We start from the raw sequence: 22,425 nt of genomic DNA, 5'->3' as shown, positions 1-22,425 counted from the left end.
AACGGCGTTAAGCTGTCAAGCGTGAACACGGAACGCCGGGCACCCCTCGACCGCAAGCGGGTCGCCGACACCGCCCTGAAACTCCTGAACGAGGTGGGCCTGGACGGCCTGACCCTGCGTGCCATCGCCAAGGAGCTCGACGTCAAGGCACCCGCCCTGTACTGGCACTTCAAGGACAAGCAGGCGCTGCTCGACGAGATGGCGACGGAGATGTACCGCAGGATGGTCGCCGGCACGCCTCTCGATCCCGGAGACACCTGGCAGGAGCGGCTGCTGAAGTCCAACCGGGGACTGCGTGGGGCGCTGCTCGGCTACCGCGACGGCGCGAAGGTCTTCAGCGGCTCACGCTTCACCGGCATCGAGCACGCCGAGCAGATGGAGGAGAACCTGGGTCTGTTGACGGCGGCCGGCCTCACGCTCGCCCAGGCGGTCCGCGCGACCTCGACGACGTACCTCTACACGCTCGGCTTCGTCACCGAGGAACAGGGCGTCCAGCCGCTGCCCGGCGAACGGCGCGAGGGCTACGACGTCGACGAACGCGCCCGCCTCATGGCCGACTTCCCGCTGTCGGCCCGGGCGGGCGCGGAGATCTTCCAGGACTACGACCGGCACTTCGAGGAGGGGCTGGCCCTTCTGATCGCAGGAATCGAGGCGCGGTTCGGGGTGACGTGAGGGGTGATGCGAGGGGTCATGAGAGAGGAGGTGTGAGGGGTGATGTGCGCCGGCGTGAGAGCGCTCAGGCCCTGCTCGTGCGAACCCGCCGCACCGCCCGCGTGACCAGCGGCGGCAGCAGGTCTACGACGATACGGCGGGCGGGAGAGCGGCGAGGTTTCGGAGCCGGAGCCGGAACGGGATCCGCGGCCGGGGTCGGGGCGACGTAATGACGGGAACGCGGGAACGGTGGCGGCCTCATCCCCTTGGCCCGTGCCCGCACCAGTCGGTGCCCGGCGGCCGACTGCACACTCAGGCCGACATCGGTCCGCTGCCGCAGCATGTCCAGCAGCTCGTCCTGGACGGGCCTGGGATCGCCCCAGGTGCCGTACAGCTTCTGCGTGCTGAGGCAGACCGGCCTGAGGCCGCGGTTGAGCACGGCTTCCCATACGGCGACGGAGACGCCCGGGGTGTGCTCGGAGCGGAAGTCGTCCAGGACCACGATGCCCTCGGGCAGCAGGATGTCGTGTGCCGCGCCGATGTCGCCGTACACGTGCTCGTACAGGTGCGAGGCGTCGACGTGGACGAAGCGGCAGCTCCCCGCGGGTACCTCCGTGGAGATCACCGAGGTGGGGCCCTGGATCACCCTCGGCAGGGTGTCGTGGAAGGAGAGGTAGTTCCGCTCGAAGGCCTGCCGGGTGAGCGCGGCGTACGACTTCGTGGTCTCCGCCCGATTGTGCCCGTCCGGCGCCTTACTCTCGAACAGGTCGCAGACCGTGAACTCCTCGTCCCTGCCCAGGTGTTGGCCGAGCAGGATCGCGCTCTTGCCCATGTAGACGCCGAGTTCCAGCAGATCGCCGCGGAGTCCGTACGTCTTCTGCCGGTCCAGGAACCACGTGAACAGCACCTGGTCGAGCGGGGGGAACCAGCCGGGGACGTCCTGGAGATCGCCGGGGTTCCTGTCGGTTGGTTGTGCAGTCACCATGGAACGAGGATGCTCGCTGGGGCGCGGACAATCAGGCCGCAAGCTGAATGTCGCGTGAACAGCTCACTGCGGCTTGGTCAGCGCAGCCCGAAGTCGAGGCGTCAACGGCTTCTCCACGTACCGGTTCAGCAGCCACGCCAGCAGCAGCATCGCCCCGATCGTCAGGGCGAAGGTCTCCGCCGAGGGCAGGCCGAGCCGGATGTGCAGGGTGTGGATCACCACCCAGCCGAGATGCTCGTGGACGAGGTAGAAGGGGTAGGTCAGTGCCCCGGCGACCGTCAGCCAGCGCCAGTTCGCCCAGTTGAACCAGCCCAGCGCGATCGCCGTGACCGCCACGAAGCCGAAGGCGACGACGAGGACGATGCCGAGCGAGGTGCGGTGGGCGAAGGCGTTCGGGTCGGCGGCGTTCCACAGGCTGCGCACCGCGTAGTGCTGCCCGATCAGAAAGCTCACGGCGATGATGCCCCAGCCGTAGACGTCCCGCCGGTCGCGGTGGACGAGGTAGATGCCGACACCGCCGATGAAGAAGGGGGCGTACTCCGGCATGAACACGATGTCGAGCAGCGGCTGGTCGGCGCCCTGGGTGATCGCCGCCGCCAGTGTCCAGCCGGCGCAGAACATGATCACGCGCCGTCGGGACGCCCCGGGCAGGACGACACACAGCGCGAACAGCGCGTAGAAGCGGACCTCGGCCCACAGTGTCCAGTCCACGCCGAGCACCCGGTCCACGCCCAGCGGTTCCTGGAGCAACGTCAGGTTCACCAGTGCGTCGCTCGGCGACACCGCCTTGTAGAAGACCACCGGCAGCGCGAACACCGCCGTCACGAGCACGACCGCCGCCCAGTACGCCGGCATCAGGCGGGAGACGCGGGACGCGAAGAACGACTTCAGGGGCCGGCCCCAGCCGCTCATGCAGATCACGAACCCGCTGATCACGAAGAAGATCTGGACACCGAGAGGGCCGTACGCGAAATAGGTGTGCAGCGTGGGGAACTGCTCTTTCGGTGAACTCTCCCAGGCCCGGGTGATCTCGCCGCCGCGGCCGCCGTAGTGATAGGCCGCCACCATCAGCGCCGCGACCAGCCGCAGTCCGTCGAGCGCGCGCAACCGGGATTCCCGGCGGACCGGCCGCTTTGGCAGAGAGGCCGCGGGCGCGTCGGGCGCCGGCCGGACGGTCATGCTGGTCACGAATTTCCCCTTGGTCGACGCGCCGGGCGCTCCTGCGGTACCCGGAGCACATTAGTCCGAATCACAGGGATGTCCGGTGCCGAGGGGTGACGGTTGTCCGGGTGGTCTCTGCGAATTCACCTGGACTTTGCCTTGGTTTCCTAACTTTCTCTCAACCTCCCCCCACGTGCTAATAAAGAGCGAATCGCGCAACACAGACGCGGCAAAATCAGGAGTGCCATGACGAGGGTCCAGAACAGACGGGCACGTGTGCGCGGAGGGGAGCTGGACGACTGTTTGCGCGCCTGTGCTGTGCACAGCGGCAAACTCGTCGGCAGCATCGACCGTCGCCGCGTCGAACTCGCCGAGCAGCTGAGGAAGTTGCTCGTCGTGTGGGGCACCACCTCCACCGGTACCCCCGCGCCCGCCCCGGCCGGCGCCACCGCCCTGCTCAAGCGGGCGGTCAAGGGCGCCGCGGCCCCCTCCGCCGGTCTCGGCAACGAACTCCTCGACGCCCTGCTCGCCGTCGCCAACAAGGCGCTGGAGTGCGGCTACGACGACGAGTTGAACCTCGCGCTCGTCATAAGCGACACCGTGCTCGCCCAGCGCAAGAACTCCCGCGCCGGCTGGCGCCTGCGCGCCCGCCTCCTTGAGGCGCTCGGCGAGGAGAAGGAGGCGGTGGAGGCCTACGAGCGGTATCTCGCCCTCACCGAGGACGACGGCTTCGGCGTCCGCGCCCGGATCGCCGGCCTGCGCGCGGCGCAGGACAAGGAGCGGGAGCTGCTGAGCCTGCTCCGGCGCCAGTGCCCGCGCGCCGAGCAGTTCACCCGCGGCCCCGCGACCGACATATGGGCCGAAGGCCTCGCCGCGCACGCCGTGGGCGACTGGCAGGCCGCCGAGCCCCGGCTCGTGGGAGCGCTCCTGAGCCTGGCCGCCGAGGACGCCCCGGCCACCGACCGGCAGGAACTCCTCAGCCAGTACCTCGACTTGCGCACCGCCGAGAACACCGGGAGCGGGGACCTGCCCGCGCTCACCGAGGCGATCGCCCTCTACGCCGAGCAGCGCCGCATGCGCATGCGCGGCCCGGTCGAGGACCCCACCGTCGGCGGGGTGCAGTGGATCAGCCTCGGCGAGTTCCGCAACCGGATCGCCGGCAAGTCGGTCTGCCTGATCGCCAACTCCGGCCGTGTCGGCGCGAGTTCCATGGGCGCGGAGATCGACGCCTACGACCTCGTCGTGCGCTTCAACTCGTACAAGATCGAGCCGAAGCACACCGGCAGCCGCACCGACCTGCACGCCACGATCCACAAGCACGGCTTCAACTGGGAGAAGCCCGTCGACACCCGGCTCGTCTTCGGCGGCGTCTCCGGCGACTGGAAGCACTCGTTGCGCAACCGCCTGGTCCCCGGCGCCCAGACGTATCTCGGCGACGAGTCCCTGCGCTGGCCCGTGCGCAACATCGGCAAGCTCGGCACCGACGTCTGGTCGGGCATCCCGACCACCGGCTTCAACATGCTGTACCTGCTGGACTTCCTCGACGTCAGCCCGACCCTCGACCTGATCGGCTTCGACTTCTACGAGAGCGGCGCCTACCGCGTCCAGGAAGCGATGAAGCTGGCCATCACCTCCGTGCACGAATACACCAGCGAGAAGGCATGGGTCATGCAGCGGGCCCAGAGCGTGACCGACATGAGGATCTCCCTGCGATGACCACGACCTCCCCGACCGGGACCGCCGCCCCCCTGGCCCCGGCCACCGACGCGCACGCCCTCACCGGCAAGCGCCGCATAGCCTTCGCCAGCTACGTCGACGAGAACTACCTCCCCGGCTTCCTCGTCCTGCTGCGCAGCCTCGCCCTGTCCAACCCGGGCGTGTGCGAGGACTTCGTCGTCCTCTACGACGACCTGCGCCCCGGTTCGATCGCCAAGATCCGCGACCTGCACCCGCGGATCGTGCTGCGCCGGGTCAACGCCGAGCACTACGACTCGTACAAGAAGGGCGACCAGGACAACTACCTGGTCCGCAAGGCGTACTTCATCCTCGACGTCTTCCGGCTGCGCGAGTACGACACGATCATCACGCTCGACACGGACATGGTCGTCCTCGGTGACCTGAGCGAACTGCTGGAGCTGCGCGAAGGGCTCGCGGCGGTCTCGCAGTTCTTCTACGGCCAGCACAAGCTCAACTCGGGCCTGCTGGTCATCCAGCGCGAGTACCTGAGCGACGCGTTCTGCGCCAAGCTCGACGCCACCGGACGCAGCGGCGACTACGAGCTCGACAAGCACGACCAGGGCATCCTGAACGCGGTCCTCGACGGCGGCTTCATCCGCCTCGACGCGCGCTACAACTTCGTCAAGCGGCGCCTGTCCGGCGACCTCCCGGTCCCCGAGGACACCGCGATCCTGCACTTCACCGGCCGCCACAAGCCGTGGCAGGGCGGCGAGGCCGGCTACAGCCAGGCCGAGGACCGCTGGCGCGAGTTCGAGCTGGACGACGCCGACTTCCACGCCGAGTACCTGTCGAAGTCGGGCGGCCTCCACCACGACCTGCTCGTCCACTTCGGCACCCCGCACGTCAAGCGCACCGGTGACGTCGAGGCTGCCCGCAAGGTCGCCGCCGCGCACATCTCGACCGGCGACTACCAGGACGCCGTCGACATCCTCAGCGGTGTGAAGATCCCGCTGGACGCGGCCTGGCCGCACGAGGTGCTCGGCCACGCCCTGATGAGCGTCTCGCGCTACGACGAGGCCAAGGCCCAGCTGCTGCTCGCCACCGCCGCCCCGAACCGGGCCGCCACCGCCTACGCCCGCCTCGCCCAGATGGCCTGGGTGCACGGCGACAACACCGCGGCCCTCAAATACGCCACCGCCGGCCTGTCCGTCGACATCACCCACCGCTCCAGCCGCCTGTGGGCACAGCGCGCCTCCGGCCTGCCCGCCCAGGAGCAGGGCGCCGCCGAGGAACAGCTCGCCCACGTCGCCTTCTACATGGACCGGCAGGGCAACGCGGGCGACAAGCTCCTCCCGGAGACCGTCCGCCTCGCCTTCGACCCCGACACCACCTCACGCCGCTGGCACTCGGTGCACGCCCACCGCCTGTTCGACGAGGCGGCCCTGGAGCGCGTGAACTCCCGGCGCGGCCTGGTCATCGGCGGCGGCGGCCTGTTCATCCCGGACACCATGCCCAACGGCAACAGCGCCTGGCAGTGGAACGTCCCGGACGAGCTGCTGAATCGTATCGACGTGCCGATCGCGGTCTTCGCCGTGGGCTTCAACGCCTTCGACGGCCAGTCGTACCGGGCGGGCCGGTTCCGGGAGTCGCTGCGTCTGCTGGTCGAGAAGTCCTCCTTCTTCGGGCTGCGCAACCATGGGTCGATCGAGAAGGTGCGGGCCATGATCCCGGCGCACCTGCACGACAGGGTGCGCTTCCAGCCGTGTCCCACCACGGTGATGCGCCAGCTCGTCGACGGCTGGCAGGACCCGCTGACGCGCGACGACACCATCCTGATCAACGCGGCCTACGACCGCGCGGGCCTGCGCTTCGGCCACGACTACGACTACTTCCTGGCCCAGATGGCCCAGGCGGTACGCGACCTGGGCGAGCTCGCCGAGGTGAAGTGCGTGGCGCACTCGCTCGACGACGAGAAGATCGCCTTCGACCTGCGGCGCGAGCACGGCATCTCGATGCCCGTCATCCCGATGTACGACTTCGACAACGACGAGATCCGTGAGCTGTACGCCCGCACCAAGCTGGTGATCGGCATGCGCGGCCACGCCGGCATGATCCCGTTCGGCGTCGGCACGCCCATCATCAGCCTGATCTCGCACCCGAAGATGGCGTACTTCCTGCGCGACATCGAGCGTCCCGAGTGGGGTGTCTCCGTGCACGACCGGCACCTCGCCGCCCGTCTGGTGGAGCGCGCGAAGGACCTCCTCGCGGACCACGCCAAGACCGTCGCCGACGTGCACGGTCGGCAGCAGGAGCTCTGGAAGGTCACCGAGGCGAACGCGGCCGACCTGCGCGCCATCCTGGGCGGCTGACGGATGACGACCGTCCTGGCCGACGAGGCCGCCCCGCAGGCGCAGCCGCGCCGGGGCGGCCGCCGGTCACCGTACTGGTGGCCGCTGGTCGCTCTCCCGGCCGCGGCCGTCGTGGTGTACACCGTGCTCACCCGGCGCCTCACCGGCGACCTGCACTACGTCCTGGGCGCCCTGCGCACCGGCCGCGCGGCAGGCTACTCACCGTCGGAGATCTTCACCCACCGGCCGTACTTCTACCGGTGGTTCATCGCCGGTCTCGACCGGCTCACCTTCGGTGGTACGACGGTCCGCGAGGCCCTGATGGGAGCGGCGGGCGCCCTGCTCGCCGCCGCGGCCGCCTACGCGCTGTACGTCGTGCTCCGGGGCCGGCTCACCGGCCGCGAGGCGGCCCTCACCGCGGGCGCCACCGGTCTCGCCCTCGCTCTGGCACCCCGCAACGACTTCCTCCAGCCGGAGTGGGCCGCCGTGGTCCTGACGGTCTTCGCCGTCGCCGCCGCGCTCGGCTTGTCCCGGCCCTGGCCCGCTGCCCTGCTCGCCGCGCTGCCCTTCGGCCTCGCGGTGATGATGAAGTACTCCACCGCCGCCACGGCCGCCATCGGCGTCCTGCTCGTGTACGCCGTCGACCGGGGCCGGGCCGTACGGCTCGCCCTCGTCGGGGTGCCCGCCGCGGTGGCCCTGTTCGGGCTGAGTCTGCTCGGCGGGTCGCACGAGTGGCAGTGGACCGAGGACATGCCGCAGATCAACCAGTCTGCGCTGAGCCGCACCGGCATCCACCCGTCCTTCATGCTCGACCGCTCCGTGGAGTTCCTGGCCGACCGGGCCGTGGAGAGCCCGGTACTGCTCCTGCTCCCGGGCGCGCTGCTGCTGGTCCTCTCCCGGGTCCAGAGGCGCGGCCGACGGCTCGAACTGCTCCTGGTCGCCCTGACCATCGGCCTCGGCGCCCAGGCGGTCGTGATCGTGCAGGGCAACTGGTTCCTCTACCACGGCGCCCAGATGCCGGTGCTCGCCGCCATGCTGTGGGGCCTCGCCGTGGGCGGCGCCCGCCGCTCGGTGCCGTGGTGCTTCGGGGCCGTGTCACTGCTGTACGGCGCGCTGCCCGTGCTGTACGCGCAGGCGCCGACGGACTGGCAGCGTACGTATGTGGCCTGGGTGTTCGGGCTGGTGGCCCTGCTCGCCGCCGTCGTCGACGTCCTGCGTGCGCGGGCGACGGCGGGGCGTCCGGCGCGTCTGCTGTGGCCGGTCGCCCTGGCCGGTGTGGTGTGCCTGGCCGCGAGCATCTGGCCCGGCTCCCCGCACCTCGTCCAGTACGGCAAGGTCAGGATGACCGGCACCGAGTACCTGGCCGGGATGCGGAACAGCGAGGCGGAGGCCGACCGGCTGCGGGCGCAGATGCCGGCCGGTGCCCCCGTGCTCTACCTGGCCTTCGGCGACACCACGTACTACGTCGACCACCCGGCCCGCTGCCGCTACCCGATCGCCACGTTCCTCCAGCGCACCCGCTACCTCGCGGACGTCACCGAGCTGAAGTCCTACCGCGAGAACGCCGACTGCATCGACCACGGCACCGCCCCGTACGCGATCCTCGACCGGGCCTGGTTCCGGCCCGCCAAGGTCGACCCGGCACTGTGGCGGCGTATCACCGCCGCCTACGAGTGCCCGCGGTCGACCGCCGACACGATGACGGTGCTGTGCCGGCGCAGGTAGGTCCGAAGGTCACCGCAGCCCGAGTGCCGCGGTGACCTTCCTGGCCAGCGCCACCGAGTAGCTCTGCCCCCGGTCCTGCGGGTAGATCTGCGCCATCGTCACCAGGGTGACCCGGCTCATCGGCGTCTCATGGGCCGGGATCAGCGCCCGGTACTCGGGGGTCACGACGGGCTGCGCGAACCCGGCCTTCGAGAAGTGCCAGTCCTTGATCCAGGACTCGTCGAAGTCCGGGTTGACCCGCCGCAGATACGGCAGGAACTTCCGCAGCAGCTCGGCCGGTTCGGTGGTGAAGCGCCAGTCCTCGCGCTCCACGTAGTTGCCGACGTAGAGGACGTGCCGACCGCCGTACACCGACGGGTCGATCATCTTCGTGTGCTCGACCACGGCGAGGAACGGGAAGTCCGGCTCGTTGATGTTGAGCCAGTAGTACGGGATCACGCTGCGGTCCAGCTCCAGCACGAAGCAGGTCGCGCCCAGGTACTGGTTCTTCCACACCGCGTCCTCGGAGGGCAGCCCGGCCGCCTTCGCGAAGGCGGGCTGCGGAGTGGTGACGAGCAGCCGGTCGAACTCGTACGTCGAACCGTCCGCGCACCGCACCACCGCCGGCGCCTCCTGGCCGTCCTGCCGGATCGACTCGACCGCCTTGCCGAACTCCACCTTGCCGCCGCGCTCCTCGACACCGTCCCGCAGCGCCGCGTAGACGCGCTCGAAGCCGCCGTCCACATAGCCGAGTTCGAACGTGCGGCAGTGGATACGGGCCCACAGCCAGGCCATCGACACCTGCTCGGCCCGGTCGCCGAACTTGCCCCGCAGCAGCGGCTCCCAGATCGCGCCGGTCGCCTTCTTGCCCGCCCAGCGGCGCAACCAGGCCAGTGCGGTCAGGTCGTTGAACCGCTCGCCGTTGCGGATCGCCTTCAGCAGCGCCGACGATCCGGCGAACCGCACCGCGTCGACGGGGGAGAACTCCGGGAAGCGGACCATGTCGAACGGGGTGGTGAAGTCGATGAGCTTCCCGCCCCGGTAGATGCCCGTGGTCGGCTTGTGGAAGCGCAGCGCGTCGCCGAGGCCCAGCTCCTCGATCAGGGCGATCATCGCCTTGTCGCTGCGGAAGATGTGGTGGTAGAAGCGCTCCAGGGGAACGCCGCCCACCTGCAACGAGGCGGCGAGGCCGCCCAGTTCGTCGGCCGCCTCCAGGACGGTGACCTGGTGGCCGGCGCGTACGGCGTCCCAGGCGGCGGTGAGGCCGGTGGCACCCGCGCCGATGATGCCGAGGTTCATGCGAAACTCCACTTTCTGTTGAGCACGAACTGGAGTGCCAGGACCAGCGGCAGCGAACCCGCCTTGACCAGGTTGGCGTCGATCCCCAGCCCGTCGGTGAAGACGAGGAAGAGCAGGTTCGTCAGGACGATGCCGGTCAGCCCGACGGCGTAGAAGCGCAGGAAGCGCAGGACGATCCGGTCACGCCGCTCGAAGGTGAACAGCGCGTTGAGCACGAAGTTGTTGGCGATGCCGAGGGTGGTGCTGAGCGCGTTGGCGAGCTGCTCGTCCATCCCGGTGAGGTTGTGCAGCAGCAGGAAGACGACGAAGTCGAGGGCGACACCGCTGCCGCCGATGAGGGTGTAACTGACGAGTTGGCGCAGGGTGCGGTTCTGCTTCTCGGGAGCCGCGTCGACGGTGGCGGTGGTCTCAGTCATCGTCGCCCGGACCGCCGATCACCTCGCGCACCAGATACAGCGGACGCCCCTGCGTCTCGCTGTAGATGCGCCCGATGTACGCCCCGATCACGCCGAGGGACAGCATCTGGGTGCCGCCGAGGAACAGCACGACACACATCAGCATCGTCCAGCCGGAGACGGTGATGTCGGGCCGGAAGAACTTCATCGCCAGGGCGTAGACGATGCCGGCGAGCGACAGCGCGAGCACCACGAAACCGAGCCGGGTGATCATCTTCAGGGGCGAGGTGGAGAAGCTGGTGACCCCGTCGACGGCCAGCCGGGCCATCTTGCGCAGCGGGTACTTGGTCTCGCCCGCGAACCGTTCGTCGCGGTCGAAGGCCACCTCGGTCTGCCGGTAGCCCATCGAGGCGACGATGCCGCGGACGAAGCGACTGCGCTCCCGGTACTTGCGCAGCTCGGCGGCGACCTTGCGGTCCAGCAGCCGGAAGTCCCCGGTGTCCAGCGGGATGTCCACGTCGGTGGAGGCGCGCAGCACGCGGTAGTACAGGTGCGCGGTGGCCCGCTTGAACGCGGAGTCCTGCCGGCTGCGCCGGCGCGCGTGCACGATGTCGGCGCCCTCGCGCCAGGCGTCCACCAGCTCCAGGCTGACCTGGGGCGGATCCTGGAGGTCGGTGTCCATCACGATCACCGCGTCGCCCCCGGCGACGTCCAGCCCGGCCGTGATGGCGATCTGGTGCCCGAAGTTACGGGCCAGGTCGACCACCCGGACGCGCGGATCCTGCTCCGCGAGGCCCGTGAGGATCGCCAGCGACCCGTCACTGGACCCGTCATTGACGTACACCAGCTCGAAGTCGAGCTCGGGACGCCCGGCGAGGGCGGCGGTCAGCTCGGCGTGGAAGGCGGCTATGCCGTCCCGCTCGTTGTAGACCGGGAGCACATACGAGATCAGCGGCCGGCGGCCCGGTCCCGGCTCGACCGCCGCGAGCGCGACGGGAGCCGGGACGTGGGCGGGCGGCCGGGTGTCCTGCTGGGTCATCTCCGCCGGTCCCCGGGGCCGAACGGTATGAACGTGAAAGCTGTTTGCAGCATTTGGGGAAGCTATGCGCGTTCAGTGAACCCGCCCCGAACACATTGCGTCCGGAAGCTGTCTTCCCCGTTTCGCTTCACCCCGACTCTCGGCCCGGCTCACTCGTGCGGGGTGAAGAGGAGATTGCGGGTCTTGCGCGGACGAGGCGCGTACCACGGGACGAGCGCACCGTCGTGTTCGGTGACCCAGTGGGCGTCGTAGCCGAGGGGGTCGAACTCGGCCATGAGTGTGTCCAGCGGCGCGTCAACCAGCGCTTCGAGCATCACGGTCGGCCGGTCGCGCTTCAACACCTGCCGGGCTCCCTGGAGGACCGACATTTCGTGGCCCTCGACGTCGATCTTGATGAGGTCCAGCTTGTTCTCGGCGAACACCTCGTTGAGGGGGAGCAGCTGAATTCGCTTCAGCTGGGCGTCGGCAGCGGCGCTCTCCAAGGTCGAGCCCGTTGAGAGGAGATTCCCCGAGAAGCGGACGCTGATGTCGGCCCACCCGGCGCTGCTGGACACTCCGGCCTGATAGAGCTTCACGTTCTGAATGCCGTTCGACCGGACGTTCACCGAGAGGCGGGCGTGGATCTGGTCCACCGGCTCGAAGGCGTGCACCTTCGCTTTCGGGTTGGCGAGGGCCGCGATCATCGAAAAGTACCCGACGTGCGCGCCGACGTCGGCGATGGTCGTGCTCTTCGCGGCAAGGCGGGCCCAGGTGGAGAGGCTGCCGGGCTCGTAGCCGAACGTCCCGTTCCACAGGGTGTCGAGGGCGACCGCGTCGTCGTTCACGCAGAACATCACGAACGGCGGGCCGTAAGGAGAGTCGATCTCGGCGAAGCCCCGGTACGGGAACTTCTTGCGGTGGGTGCGGATGATGTCGCTAGTGGAGACCGGCCGGACGGATGGTGCGTGAGCCAGCATGCGGGCATTGGCTTCTTCGAGCTGGGGGATACGCATCACGCGATGGTAGGGCCATGGTCATGGCCTGTCACAGGCTCTGTAAAACCGGAAAAGACCAGATCACGGGTGTGTGACCTGGCCTTTTCCGGTGGGACATTCTTAAGTCCCCTCAAGTTCATCCCTGCTTCGCTCAGCGGCTTCGCTCAGCGCTTCACGGCCTTCTTCAGCGCCCGTGCCCGCCGCACCACCCGCCGTGCCGTCGCGTTGCGCGGCAGAAACGCCAGCCGCTCCGGAATTCCCCCCGGCAACCCCAGCGACGTGAGCCGCTTGCGCTTGAAGTAGCGCTGGGTGCGCGGCCCGAAGTGCTTCGAGAGGTAGCGCTCCGCCGCCGGGCGCAGCCGGTGGTAGATCTGCGGCTGCATCGTGAAGCCGACCGCGGTGACGAGGCCGTTCAGGTCCTCGGCGGGGATCGGCTCCTCGCCCGCCCGGGACTCCAGGTCCGCCAGCACCGCGTCGGCCAGCACCGCCGGGACCCGGTTGCTGTTCTGGTACGGGGTGAGCCGCTCCAGCAGCGGCTCGGTGCCGATGCGGGCGACGGGGAGGTCGTAGAACACGGCCGCCGTGAAGAGAGCCGTGGAGAAGCAGCCGACGACCAGTCCCGGTCGCGCCTTCTCGAAGAGAACCTCGGCAAGCACCGGCGTGTCCAGCACCGTGAGGTCGACGCCCAGTTTCCCGGCCTCGGTCTCCAGGAGGCGGCTGTAGCGGGCCGGCGCCGTGGGGTGCGGTTTGAAGACGATCGTGCGGTGGCCGCGCTCGACCGCGCCGCGCATCATCCGCACGTGCAGGTCCTCCTCCTCCTTGGCGGAGAGGATGTTCAGCGCGGACAGGTACTGGCCGAGCAGCAGCGCCGCGTTGTCCGGAAGGACCGGCAACTCGGGAAGGGACGTGGTGAGTTCCCCCATCACCTTCAGGAAGGCGGGGGTCGGCACCACGACCGCCGGCACCTCGAACTCGGTCAGCAGCATCGGCCTGAGCCCCGGCACCAGGTCCAGGTGCAGCAGCCGGCGCACCCGGGTGCCGACCAGCGGGTCGAGCTTGTTGCGCGTCGGGCCGTAACTCATCAGCCCGTCGGCGTAGACCTCGACGGGCGCGCCGGTGAACAGCTGGGCCACCGTGAGGGCGGGGGTGACCTGGATGGACTCCAGGATCAGCTCGACGCGGTCCTCGCCGAGGCCCCACAGGAGGCGCAGATAGCGCTCGAAGAGCGGGACGTCGTCCGGGCGCGGGGTCCAGGAGCCGGGGTGGAAGGGGCGGATGGCCTCGTTCCAGGAGAGCACCTCGTCGAAGTGGCCGCGCAGCGGCTCGAAGCCCGGCATCTCGTCGAGCGCCGGGGTGGTCTCCGGGTTGGTCGAGTTGTTGAAGACCAGCAGCACCCGGCGGTCCGGCTCGGCGAACAGGTCGGAGTCGATCGCGGCGGCCAGGGTGGCGGCGCCGTACAGCGTCGAGGCGCAGAAGATCTGCACGGTACGGGAGGACATCAGGCGGCCGCCTTCGCTGTGGTGACCCGGCGCCGCAGCCGCCGCAGCTTCGAGGAGCGGCGCATGTCCATGGTCTCGAGTACGTCACCGAGCGCGTCCTGCGGCATGCGCTGTATCGCCGCCGCGCTCATCGCCCGCAGCTGCTTGGCCACGGCCGGTTCCCACTTGGACTCGTCCGAGAGGTGGTGGGCGATGATCGCGCAGTAGGTGCGCACCGCCTTGGGGAGCAGGGTGCCGGCGTCCGGGTCCGCCGCCGTCTCCTCGATCACCTGGTCGAAGGCGCGGATGAAGTCGAGCTGGCGGGCGTCGCCGATCTGGGTCAGCGAGGAGGCGACCCCGCGCCGGTAGAACACGCCCAGCAGGCTCACCACGGCGAACGACTCGGCCTCGCGGTGCAGCTTCCAGATCCACGGCCGGTCCTCGGCCGTCCGCAGCCCGTCGGTGAAGTGCAGCAGCCCCCTGTCGAGGAGGCGGCGGTGGTAGGCGCCGGCCCAGGCGTAGGCGTAGTCCACCGAGGTCGTCCGGTCCGCGGGCAGGATCGCCTCGCGCGGGTCCAGCACCTCGCCGCGTCTGCCGACCGGGGCCCGGTGCACGGTCCGGGCGCGGGCGGTGGCCTGCACATGGTCGGTGCGCACGAAGTCGCAGCCCAATCCCTCGATCGACGACACCAGTTCGGCGAGGTAACCGCGGGCCAGCCAGTCGTCGCCGTCCAGGAACGTCAGGTACTCGCCCTGCGCGGCGTCCAGGCCGGTGTTGCGCGCGGTGGCGAGGCCGCCGTTCACCTCATGGCGGATGTAACGCACCTGGGCGACGTCCGAGAGCTCGTCGGCGGCGCGTTCGAGAATGGCCGGGGTTTCGTCCGTCGATCTGTCGTCGATCAGCACGAACTCGAAGTCACGCCGAGCGTTCATTCGAAGGCTTCTGAGGGTGTCCGGGGCGAATTGCTGCACGTTGTAGAACGGCACGATCACGGAAAGCTTTGGCACCTGCAAAACCCTAGGAGCCGGTCCGGCAGCCGAACCGTACGGTGCATATACAGGGGGTGAACTCCATGTGTCGGAATGGTGCACCCCGTGTACTTCCCGCTTTTCCAGGGGCCAGTTCGGCTCCAGGTGGGCTGTTGTTAACTTTTCGTTGATTCCTGGTTGGGCCGCACCTAGAAATTGCTTCCTAGCGTCTTCCTCGTGCCACCAAGTACAAGGAAGACCCCGCGAATCGCCGTCCTCGCGGACTCGGACACCCGCTGGAAATGGGGTGCGCTGACCGCGGACCGCATCACGCCGGGCCCGTCCATGGAAACCGCATCGCGCGACGACGCGCAAGCGGGCCCCGCGCTGAGCGGGTTCCTGCTGCGCGGCCGGGCCACGCCCACGCCCCGCCAGCTGGAAGAGGTGGGGGTGCGGGCCGACTCGCTGCGCGAGGTCACCGCGGTCGAGTTCCTGCGGGCCATGGCCGAGGAGGAGTACGACGTCGTCGTCATCGCCCTCGTCGGCGGCGGCGTCCAGGCGATGCTGCACGGACTGGGGCGGGTCTGGGAGGGTCGTCAGAAGCGTCCCGTCGTCGTCACCGGCTATGTCGGCGTCGTCTACGAGAAGCTCGCCGACGGCCTGCTCCTGCGGCACGGCGCCGACCTCGTCCTCGCCAACTCCCGCCAGGACGCGGACCGTTTCCGCGCGGTGTACGAGGGAGTGGGCGCCGACGCCTCGGCGGTGACCGAGGTGGCACTCCCGTTCCTCGGCGGGGCCCCCTACACGGGGGAGCACGACCCCTACACGGTGGTCTTCGCGGCCCAGCCGTCCGTCCCGGACAGCCGCAAGGACCGTACGTACCTGCTGGAGCGGCTCGTCCGGCACGCGCGGATGTTCCCCGAGCGCGAGGTGCTGCTGAAGCTGCGCTCCAAGCCGGGCGAACACACCACGCACATCGAGGAGTTGCCCTACCAGAAGCTGGCGCAGCGGTCCGACCTGCCGCCCAACTTCCGTCTCGTGTACGGCCACATGGGCGAGGTCCTCGACCGCACCGACCTGCTGGTGACGGTCAGCTCGACGGCCGCCCTGGAATCCCTGCACCGCCGCATCCCGACCGTCGTGCTGACCGACCTCGGCGTCCGCGAGGTGCTCGGCAACCACCACTTCGTCGGCTCCGGGTGCCTCGCCTCCTGGGACCAGCTCGACGCCGGTCACCGGCCGGCGCCCGACGAGGAGTGGGTGGCCCGGCAGGGCGTCGCCGCGGACGGCTCGTACGCGACGGCCTTCGAGGCGGCCCGGGAGCGGATCGCCAAGCTGCTGGCCGCACCCGAACTGCCCCCGCTGACGCCGTACTACACACCCGCGACCGCGCCCGGCTATCTGCCCGGCATCCTCGCCCGCCACCACCTCGGCCCCGACGGCAGCCCGCTGCCCGGCGCCCCCGCCGCCGACAAGGAGCCGGGCCCGGTCCGGCAGATCGTGCGCCGGGCGGCGCGCGGCGCCTACCGGCACGGCGTGCAGCGGGTCGCCCCCGTCATCCGGCGGATGGGCGAGCTGTGAGCGGCGCCCCGATCCCTTCCCTAGGAGTACAGGCCATGTCCAACCCGGAAGCGGGCCAAGGCGCTTCGGTGCGCCGGGTGCTCGCGGTGATCCCCGCGCGCGGCGGCTCCAAGGGCGTACCCGCGAAGAACCTCGCCCCCGTCGGCGGTGTCCCGCTGGTGGTCCGGGCCGTGCGCGAGTGCCGCGCCACCCGGCTGGTGACGGACGTCGTCGTCTCCACCGACGACCAGGCCATCGCCGCCGCGGCCCGCCAGGCCGGCGCGGAGGTCGTCCTGCGGCCCGCCGCGATCGCCGGGGACACGGCGACCTCCGAGGCCGCGGTCCTGCACGCCATGGAGGCCCACGAGGCCCTGCACGGGGCGGCCGTCGACGCGGTGCTGCTCGTGCAGTGCACCAGCCCGTTCATCGTCCGCGAGGACATCGACGGGGTGGCCGGCGCGGTCGTCGAGAACGGCGCCGACACCGCGGTGACGGTCGCGCCGTTCCACGGGTTCATCTGGCGCGACGCGGACGACGAGGCGGGCTCCGGTGAGGTGACCGGCGGTTACGGCGTCAACCACGACAAGTCCTTCCGCCCCCGCCGCCAGGACCGCCCCCAGGACCTCCTGGAGACCGGCGCCGCCTACGCGATGGACGCGGCCGGCTTCCGCAAGCACCAGCACCGCTTCTTCGGGCACACGGAGCTGATCCGCACCGACCCGGCCCGCGTGCTGGAGATCGACGACCCGCACGACCTGGCCCGCGCCCGCGCGCTGGCCCCCCTCTTCGACGCGGACCGTCCCGGCGCCCTCCCGGCCGCCGACGACATCGACGCGGTCGTACTGGACTTCGACGGCACCCAGACCGACGACCGGGTGCTGATCGACGCCGATGGAAAGGAGTTCGTCTCCGTGCACCGCGGAGACGGCCTCGGCATCGCCGCCCTGCGCAGGAGCGGCCTGAACATGCTGATCCTCTCCACGGAGCAGAACCCGGTCGTCGCCGCCCGGGCCCGGAAGCTCAAGATCCCGGTCCTGCACGGCATCGACCGCAAGGACCTCGCACTGAAGCAGTGGTGCGAGGAGCAGGGCATCGCGCCTGAGCGCGTGCTCTACGTCGGCAACGACGTCAACGACCTCCCGTGCTTCGCCCTCGTGGGCTGGCCCGTGGCGGTCGCGAGCGCCCACGACGTCGTGCGCGGCGCCGCACGCGCGGTCACCACCGTGCCCGGTGGCGACGGCGCGATCCGAGAGATCGCCAGCTGGATCCTCGGCCCCTCTCTCGACTCCCTCAACAGTTAAGGAACGTTCTGCCATGAGCACCAACTCCCGTCTGCGTCAGTTCGGTTCGAAGACGGCCGGCCCCGGCCGACCGGTCTACATCACCGGCGAGATCGGCATCAACCACAACGGTGAGCTGGAGAACGCCTTCAAGCTGATCGACGCCGCCGCCGAGGCCGGCTGCGACGCGGTCAAGTTCCAGAAGCGCACCCCCGAGATCTGCACCCCGCGCGACCAGTGGGACATCGAGCGCGACACCCCCTGGGGCCGGATGACGTACATCGACTACCGCCACCGCGTGGAGTTCGGCGAGGACGAGTACCGCCAGATCGACGAGTACTGCAAGACCAAGAACATCGACTGGTTCGCCTCCCCGTGGGACACCGAGGCCGTCGCCTTCCTGGAGAAGTTCGACGTCCCCGCCCACAAGGTGGCCTCCGCCTCCCTGACCGACGACGAGCTGCTGCGCGAGCTGCGCGCGACCGGCCGTACGGTCATCCTCTCCACCGGCATGTCCACCCCGAAGCAGATCCGCCACGCGGTCGAGGTCCTGGGCAGCGACAACATCCTGCTCTGCCACGCCACCTCGACCTACCCGGCCAAGGCCGAGGAGCTCAACCTGCGCGTGATCAACACGCTCCAGGGCGAGTACCCGAACGTCCCGATCGGCTACTCCGGCCACGAGACGGGCCTGCAGACCACGCTGGCCGCGGTCGCCCTCGGCGCCACCTTCGTCGAGCGCCACATCACCCTCGACCGCGCCATGTGGGGCTCCGACCAGGCCGCCTCCGTCGAGCCGCAGGGCCTCACCCGCCTGGTCCGCGACATCCGCACCATCGAGGCCTCGCTCGGCGACGGCGTCAAGAAGGTCTACGAGTCCGAGCTCGGCCCGATGAAGAAGCTGCGCCGCGTCAGCGGTGTCGTCGCCGAGGCGGAGATCGCGGCGGCGGCGGGCGAGCCGGTCTCGGTCTGAGCCACCCCACCCCCCACAGAATCGGTTACGACGGGACGGTCGTACGTAGATGAACCGCCGCGCCGGGTCCGCCGGCCCCCGCACTCTCGCCTTCGTGGAGAGTCCGGTACAGCTGCTGAACGTGCTGGAGTGGGCGCATGAGCGTGCGCCCGGCGCGGGGTTCACCCTCGTCGTGCTGTCCCCTCTCGACCCCATGACCCGCGGCCAGCTGCGCCGCATGTCCGAGCTCGCCCGCGAGGAGGGCCACCAGGTCCGCTGGGAGGAGGCGCGGGGCGGTGCCATGGCCCCGTTCCAGACCATCGGCGGCCTGACCGGCATGCTCCGCAAGGCGGACCGGGTGGTCCTGGGCGACCCCTTCTCGCGCTACGTCCAGCTGCTGCTGACGATCACCAGGGCCCGTGACCTCGTCGTCGTCGACGACGGCACGGCGACCATGGAGTTCGTCGCCCAGCTGGCGCGCGGCGAGCGCCTGGTCCGCTGGCACCGCAAGGGCGGCCGCCCCGGACCCCGGGACCTGGTCTTCGCGCCGGTGTCGTCCGTCGCCCGGCGCCGGCTGACGCCGCACGAGAACAGGACGGTGGAGATCTTCTCCTCCATGCCGATGGAGGAGACCCCACCCGGCGTCACGGTCACCGCGAACGCCTTCGCGTGGACCCGCTCCCGCTTCGGCCCGCCCCGCATCACCAAGGGCGCCGACATGGTCGGCACCTCGCTGGTGGAGACGGGCGTCGTCGACGGCGACCGCTATCTGGAGGCCGTCCGCTCCCTGGCCAAGACGCACGGCGCGACCCGCTACTTCGCCCACCGCCGGGAAGCCACGGAGAAACTCCACCGCCTCGCCGTGGAGACGGGCCTGGAGATCGTCCGCCCCGACCTGCCCCTCGAACTGATCGCCCGCCGCGGCCCGGTCGGCCGTACGATCCTCAGCTTCCCCTCGACCGTCGTCCACACCCTCCCGCTCGCCCTCGTCGGCACGGACGTGCGCGTCTCGGTCTGCGACATCGACCCCGAATGGCTCACCCGGAACGCCTCACCGCGCGCGCAGGGCTTCCTGTCCGGCGTGACGGGCTCGGCGCGGGACGTGACCCGGCTGTCGACGGTCACCGCGGTGTGACAGTTCTTACGCCGGCTTCCTCGCCAGCACGAAGGCCCGCGGCCGCTGCTCCTCCTCGTACGGCTCACGCAGCAGCCGGGCCCGGACGTGCAGGCCCGCCTTGGTGAGGTGGTCGGCCACCGTCTGCGGCGTACGCCAGAAGTAGTCGAGCGAGATGTCCTGGCCGAAGCGCTCCGCCAGATGCATCCGCCCGTCCTCGTCCCCGGACTGGAAGAGGAGCAGCACGTGCCCGCCGGGCACCAGGACCCGGTGGAACTCGGCGAACGCGGTGGGCAGGTGCTCGTCGGGCACGTGGATGATCGAGTACAGGGCGACGATCCCGCCCAGCGTCCCGTCCGGCAGGTCCAGGGACGTGAGAGAACCCACATGGAAACGCGGGCCGGGATGGGCCCGGCGGGCCAGCTCCACCATCCGGGGCGAGACGTCGACCCCGAAGACCGGCAGCCCCATGGCGTGCAGCCGGGCGGTGACGTACCCGGTGCCGCATCCGAGGTCGGCGACGGGGGCCGACCCGTTGCCGCGCACCAGCTCCGCGAAGGCGGTGACCTGGGCGCGGTCCACCGGTCTGGCGTCGAGCCCGTCCCCGGGGAAGCGCTCGCCGAAGGCGTCGGCGATCTTGTCGTACGAGGTGCGGGTGGCCTCTATGAATCCCTGATCCTGTGCGCTCACGCTGCCGCACCCTAGCCGCCGTCCGGCACCCGTGCCGGGCAGTTCACCGGGGCGGCACCAGGAGTTTCCGGGCCGCCCCCGGCACGCCGGTCAGGGGTCCTCGGAGGTCCAGCTGAAGCCGGCCAGCGGCCCCGGCGAGGGCTCGACGGGCGTGGCGACCGCGGCCGGGCCCCGCGCCCGTTCGCTCCTTCGGCGGAACAGCCATACCGTCGTCGAGAGCAGCCAGCCCGCCAGGATCATCAGCACCAGCACGGCCAGGGCCAGGCCCACCGTGCCGAACAGGCCGAGCTTCGCCAGCAGCCCGGGGATCTGGTCCTCGCCGCAGCCGCAGGCCTGCCCGGGGGCCGTCGCCAGGGTGGTCGTCATGGGGGCAGGGTGCCCGCGCAGGGCCCTGCGCGTACGCAGCGTCGCGCAACCGTCGCGCGATGGTGATGGTTCCGGGATTTCGGCCCGCTTCGATGCCGGCGCGGTCCCGACAGATGAACAGATCGGCCTCTTCTCCGCCTGGCGTGGTATCCGTGGAGGAAGGGGTGGGTGCCTACGGCAGCCACCCGGCCGCAAAGTCGGCCGAGTGTACCCACCCCGAACGGTACATATGCGTTCGGCGGTCAGATTTTCTTCCCCTATGGGGCTGATCTTTTGTTGATCGTGGTCAGCTGACCGGTCGGGCGTCCTACCCTTCAGAGGGTGAAGCCATTGATGTCACTTGAGCCCGAGGCCGATCTTGCCGGGGAAGCGCTGCTTCCCGGTGCGCTGCCCGAGGCGCTCCGTGCCGAGCTCGTCGCCTTCCGTCGCGACCTGCACATGCACCCCGAGCTCGGCAACCAGGAGTTCCGCACCACCGCGGCGATCAAGGAGCGGCTCGAGCGGGCCGGCCTGAAGCCGCGCGTGCTCGCCGTCGGCACCGGACTCGTCTGTGACATCGGTGAGTGGGACGGCGGCCGGCCCATGCTCGCCCTGCGCGCCGACATCGACGGCCTGCCCATCCCGGACATGAAGACCGAGTGCTCGTACCGCTCCACCGTGCCCGACCGCGCGCACGCCTGCGGTCACGACGTGCACACCGCCGTGGTGCTGGGCGCCGGGCTGGTCCTCGCCGACCTGCACCGGCAGGGGCGGCTGCCCAGACCGGTACGGCTGCTCTTCCAGCCCGCGGAGGAGGTCCTGCCCGGCGGCGCCGCCGACGCCATCGACTGCGGAGTGCTCGAAGGGGTCGGGCGGATGATCGCCGTGCACTGCGACCCCCGCGTCGACGCCGGGCGGATCGGGCTGCGGCAGGGCGCCATCACCTCCGCCTGCGACCGGCTGGAGATCTCCCTCGACGGGCCCGGCGGCCACACCGCACGGCCCCACCTCACGACCGACCTCGTGACGGCCGCCGCCCGCGTCGTCACCGACGTGCCCGCGCTCGTCGCCCGCCGCGTCGACACCCGCGCCGGGCTCGCCGTGACCTGGGGCCGCATCGAGTCGGGCCACGCACCGAACGTGATCCCGCAGCACGCCGAGCTCTCCGGGACCGTACGGTGCCTGGACATCGACGCGTGGCGGCAGGCCCCCGACATCGTGGTCGCCGCGATCGACGAGGTCGCCAACCTGCACCGCGCCAAGTCGGAGATCAACTACGTGCGCGGGGTCCCGCCGGTCGTCAACGACCCGGACGTCACCGAGCTGGTCCGGGACGCGATGATCGCCCGCCGGGGCATCGACTCCGTCGAGAGCACCGAGCAGAGCCTGGGCGGCGAGGACTTCTCCTGGTACCTCCAGCACATCCCCGGCGCCATGGCCCGCCTCGGCGTCCGCACCCCGGGCGAGCGCACGGTGCGTGACCTCCACCAGGGCGACTTCGACGCCGACGAATCGGCGATCACGGTCGGCGTGGAGCTGTTCACGGCCGCCGCGCTGATGGACGCCGGCCTGTAGCCATACCCCGAAGCCCCCGTTCCGGTTGCGGCCGGGGCGGGGTGGGGGGACTCTGAGCGCGTGGCGTTCAAACAGGTGCGCCATCACGCTGGAGGCACCCCGGAGGCACGGAGAGTCACGGAACTTGAGGGTGCTGTGTCCTGTGGCGTCCCATACGATCCGGTGGTTCACAGGGACGTAACCGGCCATCGGCACGAATGGATAACGGCCACACGGAACCCCGTTCCCAG

At 70.2% G+C, this 22,425-nt stretch carries 19 protein-coding genes; 9 read left to right on the top strand and 10 right to left on the bottom strand.

The features are described 5' to 3' along the window. Positions 1-21 precede the first annotated feature (21 nt). Positions 22-672, top strand: a complete 651-nt coding sequence (locus OG252_RS20485; protein ID WP_266434619.1) for a TetR/AcrR family transcriptional regulator — start codon at positions 22-24, stop codon at positions 670-672. Positions 673-736: 64 nt separating this feature from the next. Here the strand turns inward: OG252_RS20485 and OG252_RS20480 are convergent, their stop codons facing one another. Then, complete coding sequence (locus tag OG252_RS20480) at positions 737-1,636, bottom strand: class I SAM-dependent methyltransferase (RefSeq protein ID WP_329337782.1); 900 nt, start codon at positions 1,634-1,636, stop codon at positions 737-739. A gap of 63 nt (positions 1,637-1,699) precedes the next feature. Continuing rightward, positions 1,700-2,815, bottom strand: a complete 1,116-nt coding sequence (locus tag OG252_RS20475) for an acyltransferase family protein (protein ID WP_266448138.1) — start codon at positions 2,813-2,815, stop codon at positions 1,700-1,702. A 228-nt stretch (positions 2,816-3,043) separates the two neighbouring features. On the opposite strand from OG252_RS20475, the gene OG252_RS20470 reads away from it, so the two are divergent. From OG252_RS20470 to OG252_RS20460, 3 genes are read left to right on the top strand one after another with little or no spacing between them, the layout of a single operon-like run. Further along, positions 3,044-4,513 (top strand): glycosyltransferase family 29 protein, encoded by a 1,470-nt coding sequence (locus OG252_RS20470; protein ID WP_266434614.1) that lies wholly within the window; start codon positions 3,044-3,046, stop codon positions 4,511-4,513. Beyond that, the gene (locus tag OG252_RS20465) at positions 4,510-6,843 is read left to right on the top strand and encodes a glycosyltransferase (protein WP_329337779.1); all 2,334 of its coding nucleotides are present in this window, start codon (positions 4,510-4,512) and stop codon (positions 6,841-6,843) included. The genes OG252_RS20470 and OG252_RS20465 overlap by 4 nt, the downstream gene beginning before the upstream one ends. A 3-nt stretch (positions 6,844-6,846) precedes the next feature. Further along, positions 6,847-8,547, top strand: coding sequence for a hypothetical protein (locus OG252_RS20460; protein ID WP_329337777.1), 1,701 nt, complete (start codon positions 6,847-6,849; stop codon positions 8,545-8,547). A gap of 9 nt (positions 8,548-8,556) precedes the next feature. Here OG252_RS20460 and OG252_RS20455 read toward each other — a convergent pair whose 3' ends face one another. From OG252_RS20455 to OG252_RS20430, 6 genes are all read right to left on the bottom strand, one after another. Then, the gene (locus OG252_RS20455) at positions 8,557-9,825 is read right to left on the bottom strand and encodes an NAD(P)/FAD-dependent oxidoreductase (protein ID WP_266434608.1); all 1,269 of its coding nucleotides are present in this window, start codon (positions 9,823-9,825) and stop codon (positions 8,557-8,559) included. After that, positions 9,822-10,241 (bottom strand): GtrA family protein, encoded by a 420-nt coding sequence (locus tag OG252_RS20450; RefSeq protein ID WP_329337775.1) that lies wholly within the window; start codon positions 10,239-10,241, stop codon positions 9,822-9,824. Before OG252_RS20450 ends, OG252_RS20455 begins: the two co-directional genes overlap by 4 nt. Continuing rightward, complete coding sequence (locus tag OG252_RS20445; RefSeq protein WP_266434604.1) at positions 10,234-11,259, bottom strand: glycosyltransferase family 2 protein; 1,026 nt, start codon at positions 11,257-11,259, stop codon at positions 10,234-10,236. The genes OG252_RS20450 and OG252_RS20445 overlap by 8 nt, the downstream gene beginning before the upstream one ends. A 149-nt stretch (positions 11,260-11,408) precedes the next feature. After that, on the bottom strand, positions 11,409-12,251 hold the full coding sequence (locus OG252_RS20440) for an FkbM family methyltransferase (protein ID WP_266434602.1): 843 nt from the start codon (positions 12,249-12,251) through the stop codon (positions 11,409-11,411). Positions 12,252-12,397: 146 nt separating this feature from the next. Continuing rightward, positions 12,398-13,732, bottom strand: coding sequence for an alpha-2,8-polysialyltransferase family protein (locus tag OG252_RS20435; RefSeq protein ID WP_329337772.1), 1,335 nt, complete (start codon positions 13,730-13,732; stop codon positions 12,398-12,400). After that, on the bottom strand, positions 13,732-14,718 hold the full coding sequence (locus OG252_RS20430; RefSeq protein ID WP_329337770.1) for a glycosyltransferase family 2 protein: 987 nt from the start codon (positions 14,716-14,718) through the stop codon (positions 13,732-13,734). Before OG252_RS20430 ends, OG252_RS20435 begins: the two co-directional genes overlap by 1 nt. A 198-nt stretch (positions 14,719-14,916) precedes the next feature. Here OG252_RS20430 and OG252_RS20425 point away from each other — a divergent pair, with 198 nt between their 5' ends. From OG252_RS20425 to OG252_RS20410, 4 genes are read left to right on the top strand one after another with little or no spacing between them, the layout of a single operon-like run. Beyond that, positions 14,917-16,260: a DUF6716 putative glycosyltransferase gene (locus OG252_RS20425; RefSeq protein ID WP_329337768.1), complete on the top strand. Its 1,344-nt coding sequence runs from the start codon at positions 14,917-14,919 to the stop codon at positions 16,258-16,260. A gap of 35 nt (positions 16,261-16,295) precedes the next feature. Continuing rightward, positions 16,296-17,540 carry an N-acylneuraminate cytidylyltransferase gene (locus OG252_RS20420; RefSeq protein WP_266434594.1) on the top strand — a complete coding sequence of 415 codons (1,245 nt, stop codon included), beginning with the start codon at positions 16,296-16,298 and terminating at the stop codon, positions 17,538-17,540. Positions 17,541-17,553: 13 nt separating this feature from the next. Continuing rightward, positions 17,554-18,492, top strand: a complete 939-nt coding sequence (locus tag OG252_RS20415; protein WP_329337766.1) for an N-acetylneuraminate synthase family protein — start codon at positions 17,554-17,556, stop codon at positions 18,490-18,492. 49 nt (positions 18,493-18,541) lie between these two features. After that, positions 18,542-19,606, top strand: coding sequence for a hypothetical protein (locus tag OG252_RS20410; protein WP_329337764.1), 1,065 nt, complete (start codon positions 18,542-18,544; stop codon positions 19,604-19,606). Positions 19,607-19,612: 6 nt separating this feature from the next. On the opposite strand, the gene OG252_RS20405 is transcribed toward OG252_RS20410, so the two are convergent. Together OG252_RS20405 and OG252_RS20400 are read right to left on the bottom strand one after the other, a co-directional pair. Next, on the bottom strand, positions 19,613-20,275 hold the full coding sequence (locus tag OG252_RS20405) for a class I SAM-dependent DNA methyltransferase (RefSeq protein ID WP_329337762.1): 663 nt from the start codon (positions 20,273-20,275) through the stop codon (positions 19,613-19,615). 90 nt (positions 20,276-20,365) lie between these two features. Further along, positions 20,366-20,641 (bottom strand): hypothetical protein, encoded by a 276-nt coding sequence (locus tag OG252_RS20400; protein WP_266434586.1) that lies wholly within the window; start codon positions 20,639-20,641, stop codon positions 20,366-20,368. 333 nt (positions 20,642-20,974) lie between these two features. Here OG252_RS20400 and OG252_RS20395 point away from each other — a divergent pair, with 333 nt between their 5' ends. Further along, on the top strand, positions 20,975-22,195 hold the full coding sequence (locus OG252_RS20395; protein ID WP_266434584.1) for a M20 family metallopeptidase: 1,221 nt from the start codon (positions 20,975-20,977) through the stop codon (positions 22,193-22,195). The last annotated feature ends 230 nt before the right edge of the window (positions 22,196-22,425 follow it).

Origin of the sequence: Streptomyces sp. NBC_01352 (genome assembly GCF_036237295.1) — a bacterium.
In the GTDB taxonomy this organism is placed as follows: domain Bacteria; phylum Actinomycetota; class Actinomycetes; order Streptomycetales; family Streptomycetaceae; genus Streptomyces; species Streptomyces plumbiresistens.
The sequence above is the reverse complement of the archived record's forward strand: the minus strand, read 5'-3'. Positions and strand labels throughout refer to the sequence as shown.

What these genes read in the sequence shown, in the direction of transcription:
- OG252_RS20440 (WP_266434602.1), bottom strand. Translation starts at nt 12,251, where the DNA reads ATGCGTATCCCCCAGCTCGAAGAAGCCAATGCCCGCATGCTGGCTCAC.
- OG252_RS20480 (WP_329337782.1), bottom strand. Translation starts at nt 1,636, where the DNA reads ATGGTGACTGCACAACCAACCGACAGGAACCCCGGCGATCTCCAGGAC.
- OG252_RS20410 (WP_329337764.1), top strand. Translation starts at nt 18,542, where the DNA reads ATGAACCGCCGCGCCGGGTCCGCCGGCCCCCGCACTCTCGCCTTCGTG.
- OG252_RS20400 (WP_266434586.1), bottom strand. Translation starts at nt 20,641, where the DNA reads ATGACGACCACCCTGGCGACGGCCCCCGGGCAGGCCTGCGGCTGCGGC.
- OG252_RS20455 (WP_266434608.1), bottom strand. Translation starts at nt 9,825, where the DNA reads ATGAACCTCGGCATCATCGGCGCGGGTGCCACCGGCCTCACCGCCGCC.
- OG252_RS20475 (WP_266448138.1), bottom strand. Translation starts at nt 2,815, where the DNA reads ATGACCGTCCGGCCGGCGCCCGACGCGCCCGCGGCCTCTCTGCCAAAG.
- OG252_RS20445 (WP_266434604.1), bottom strand. Translation starts at nt 11,259, where the DNA reads ATGACCCAGCAGGACACCCGGCCGCCCGCCCACGTCCCGGCTCCCGTC.
- OG252_RS20420 (WP_266434594.1), top strand. Translation starts at nt 16,296, where the DNA reads ATGTCCAACCCGGAAGCGGGCCAAGGCGCTTCGGTGCGCCGGGTGCTC.
- OG252_RS20460 (WP_329337777.1), top strand. Translation starts at nt 6,847, where the DNA reads ATGACGACCGTCCTGGCCGACGAGGCCGCCCCGCAGGCGCAGCCGCGC.
- OG252_RS20415 (WP_329337766.1), top strand. Translation starts at nt 17,554, where the DNA reads ATGAGCACCAACTCCCGTCTGCGTCAGTTCGGTTCGAAGACGGCCGGC.
- OG252_RS20465 (WP_329337779.1), top strand. Translation starts at nt 4,510, where the DNA reads ATGACCACGACCTCCCCGACCGGGACCGCCGCCCCCCTGGCCCCGGCC.
- OG252_RS20470 (WP_266434614.1), top strand. Translation starts at nt 3,044, where the DNA reads ATGACGAGGGTCCAGAACAGACGGGCACGTGTGCGCGGAGGGGAGCTG.
- OG252_RS20450 (WP_329337775.1), bottom strand. Translation starts at nt 10,241, where the DNA reads ATGACTGAGACCACCGCCACCGTCGACGCGGCTCCCGAGAAGCAGAAC.
- OG252_RS20395 (WP_266434584.1), top strand. Translation starts at nt 20,975, where the DNA reads ATGTCACTTGAGCCCGAGGCCGATCTTGCCGGGGAAGCGCTGCTTCCC.
- OG252_RS20435 (WP_329337772.1), bottom strand. Translation starts at nt 13,732, where the DNA reads ATGTCCTCCCGTACCGTGCAGATCTTCTGCGCCTCGACGCTGTACGGC.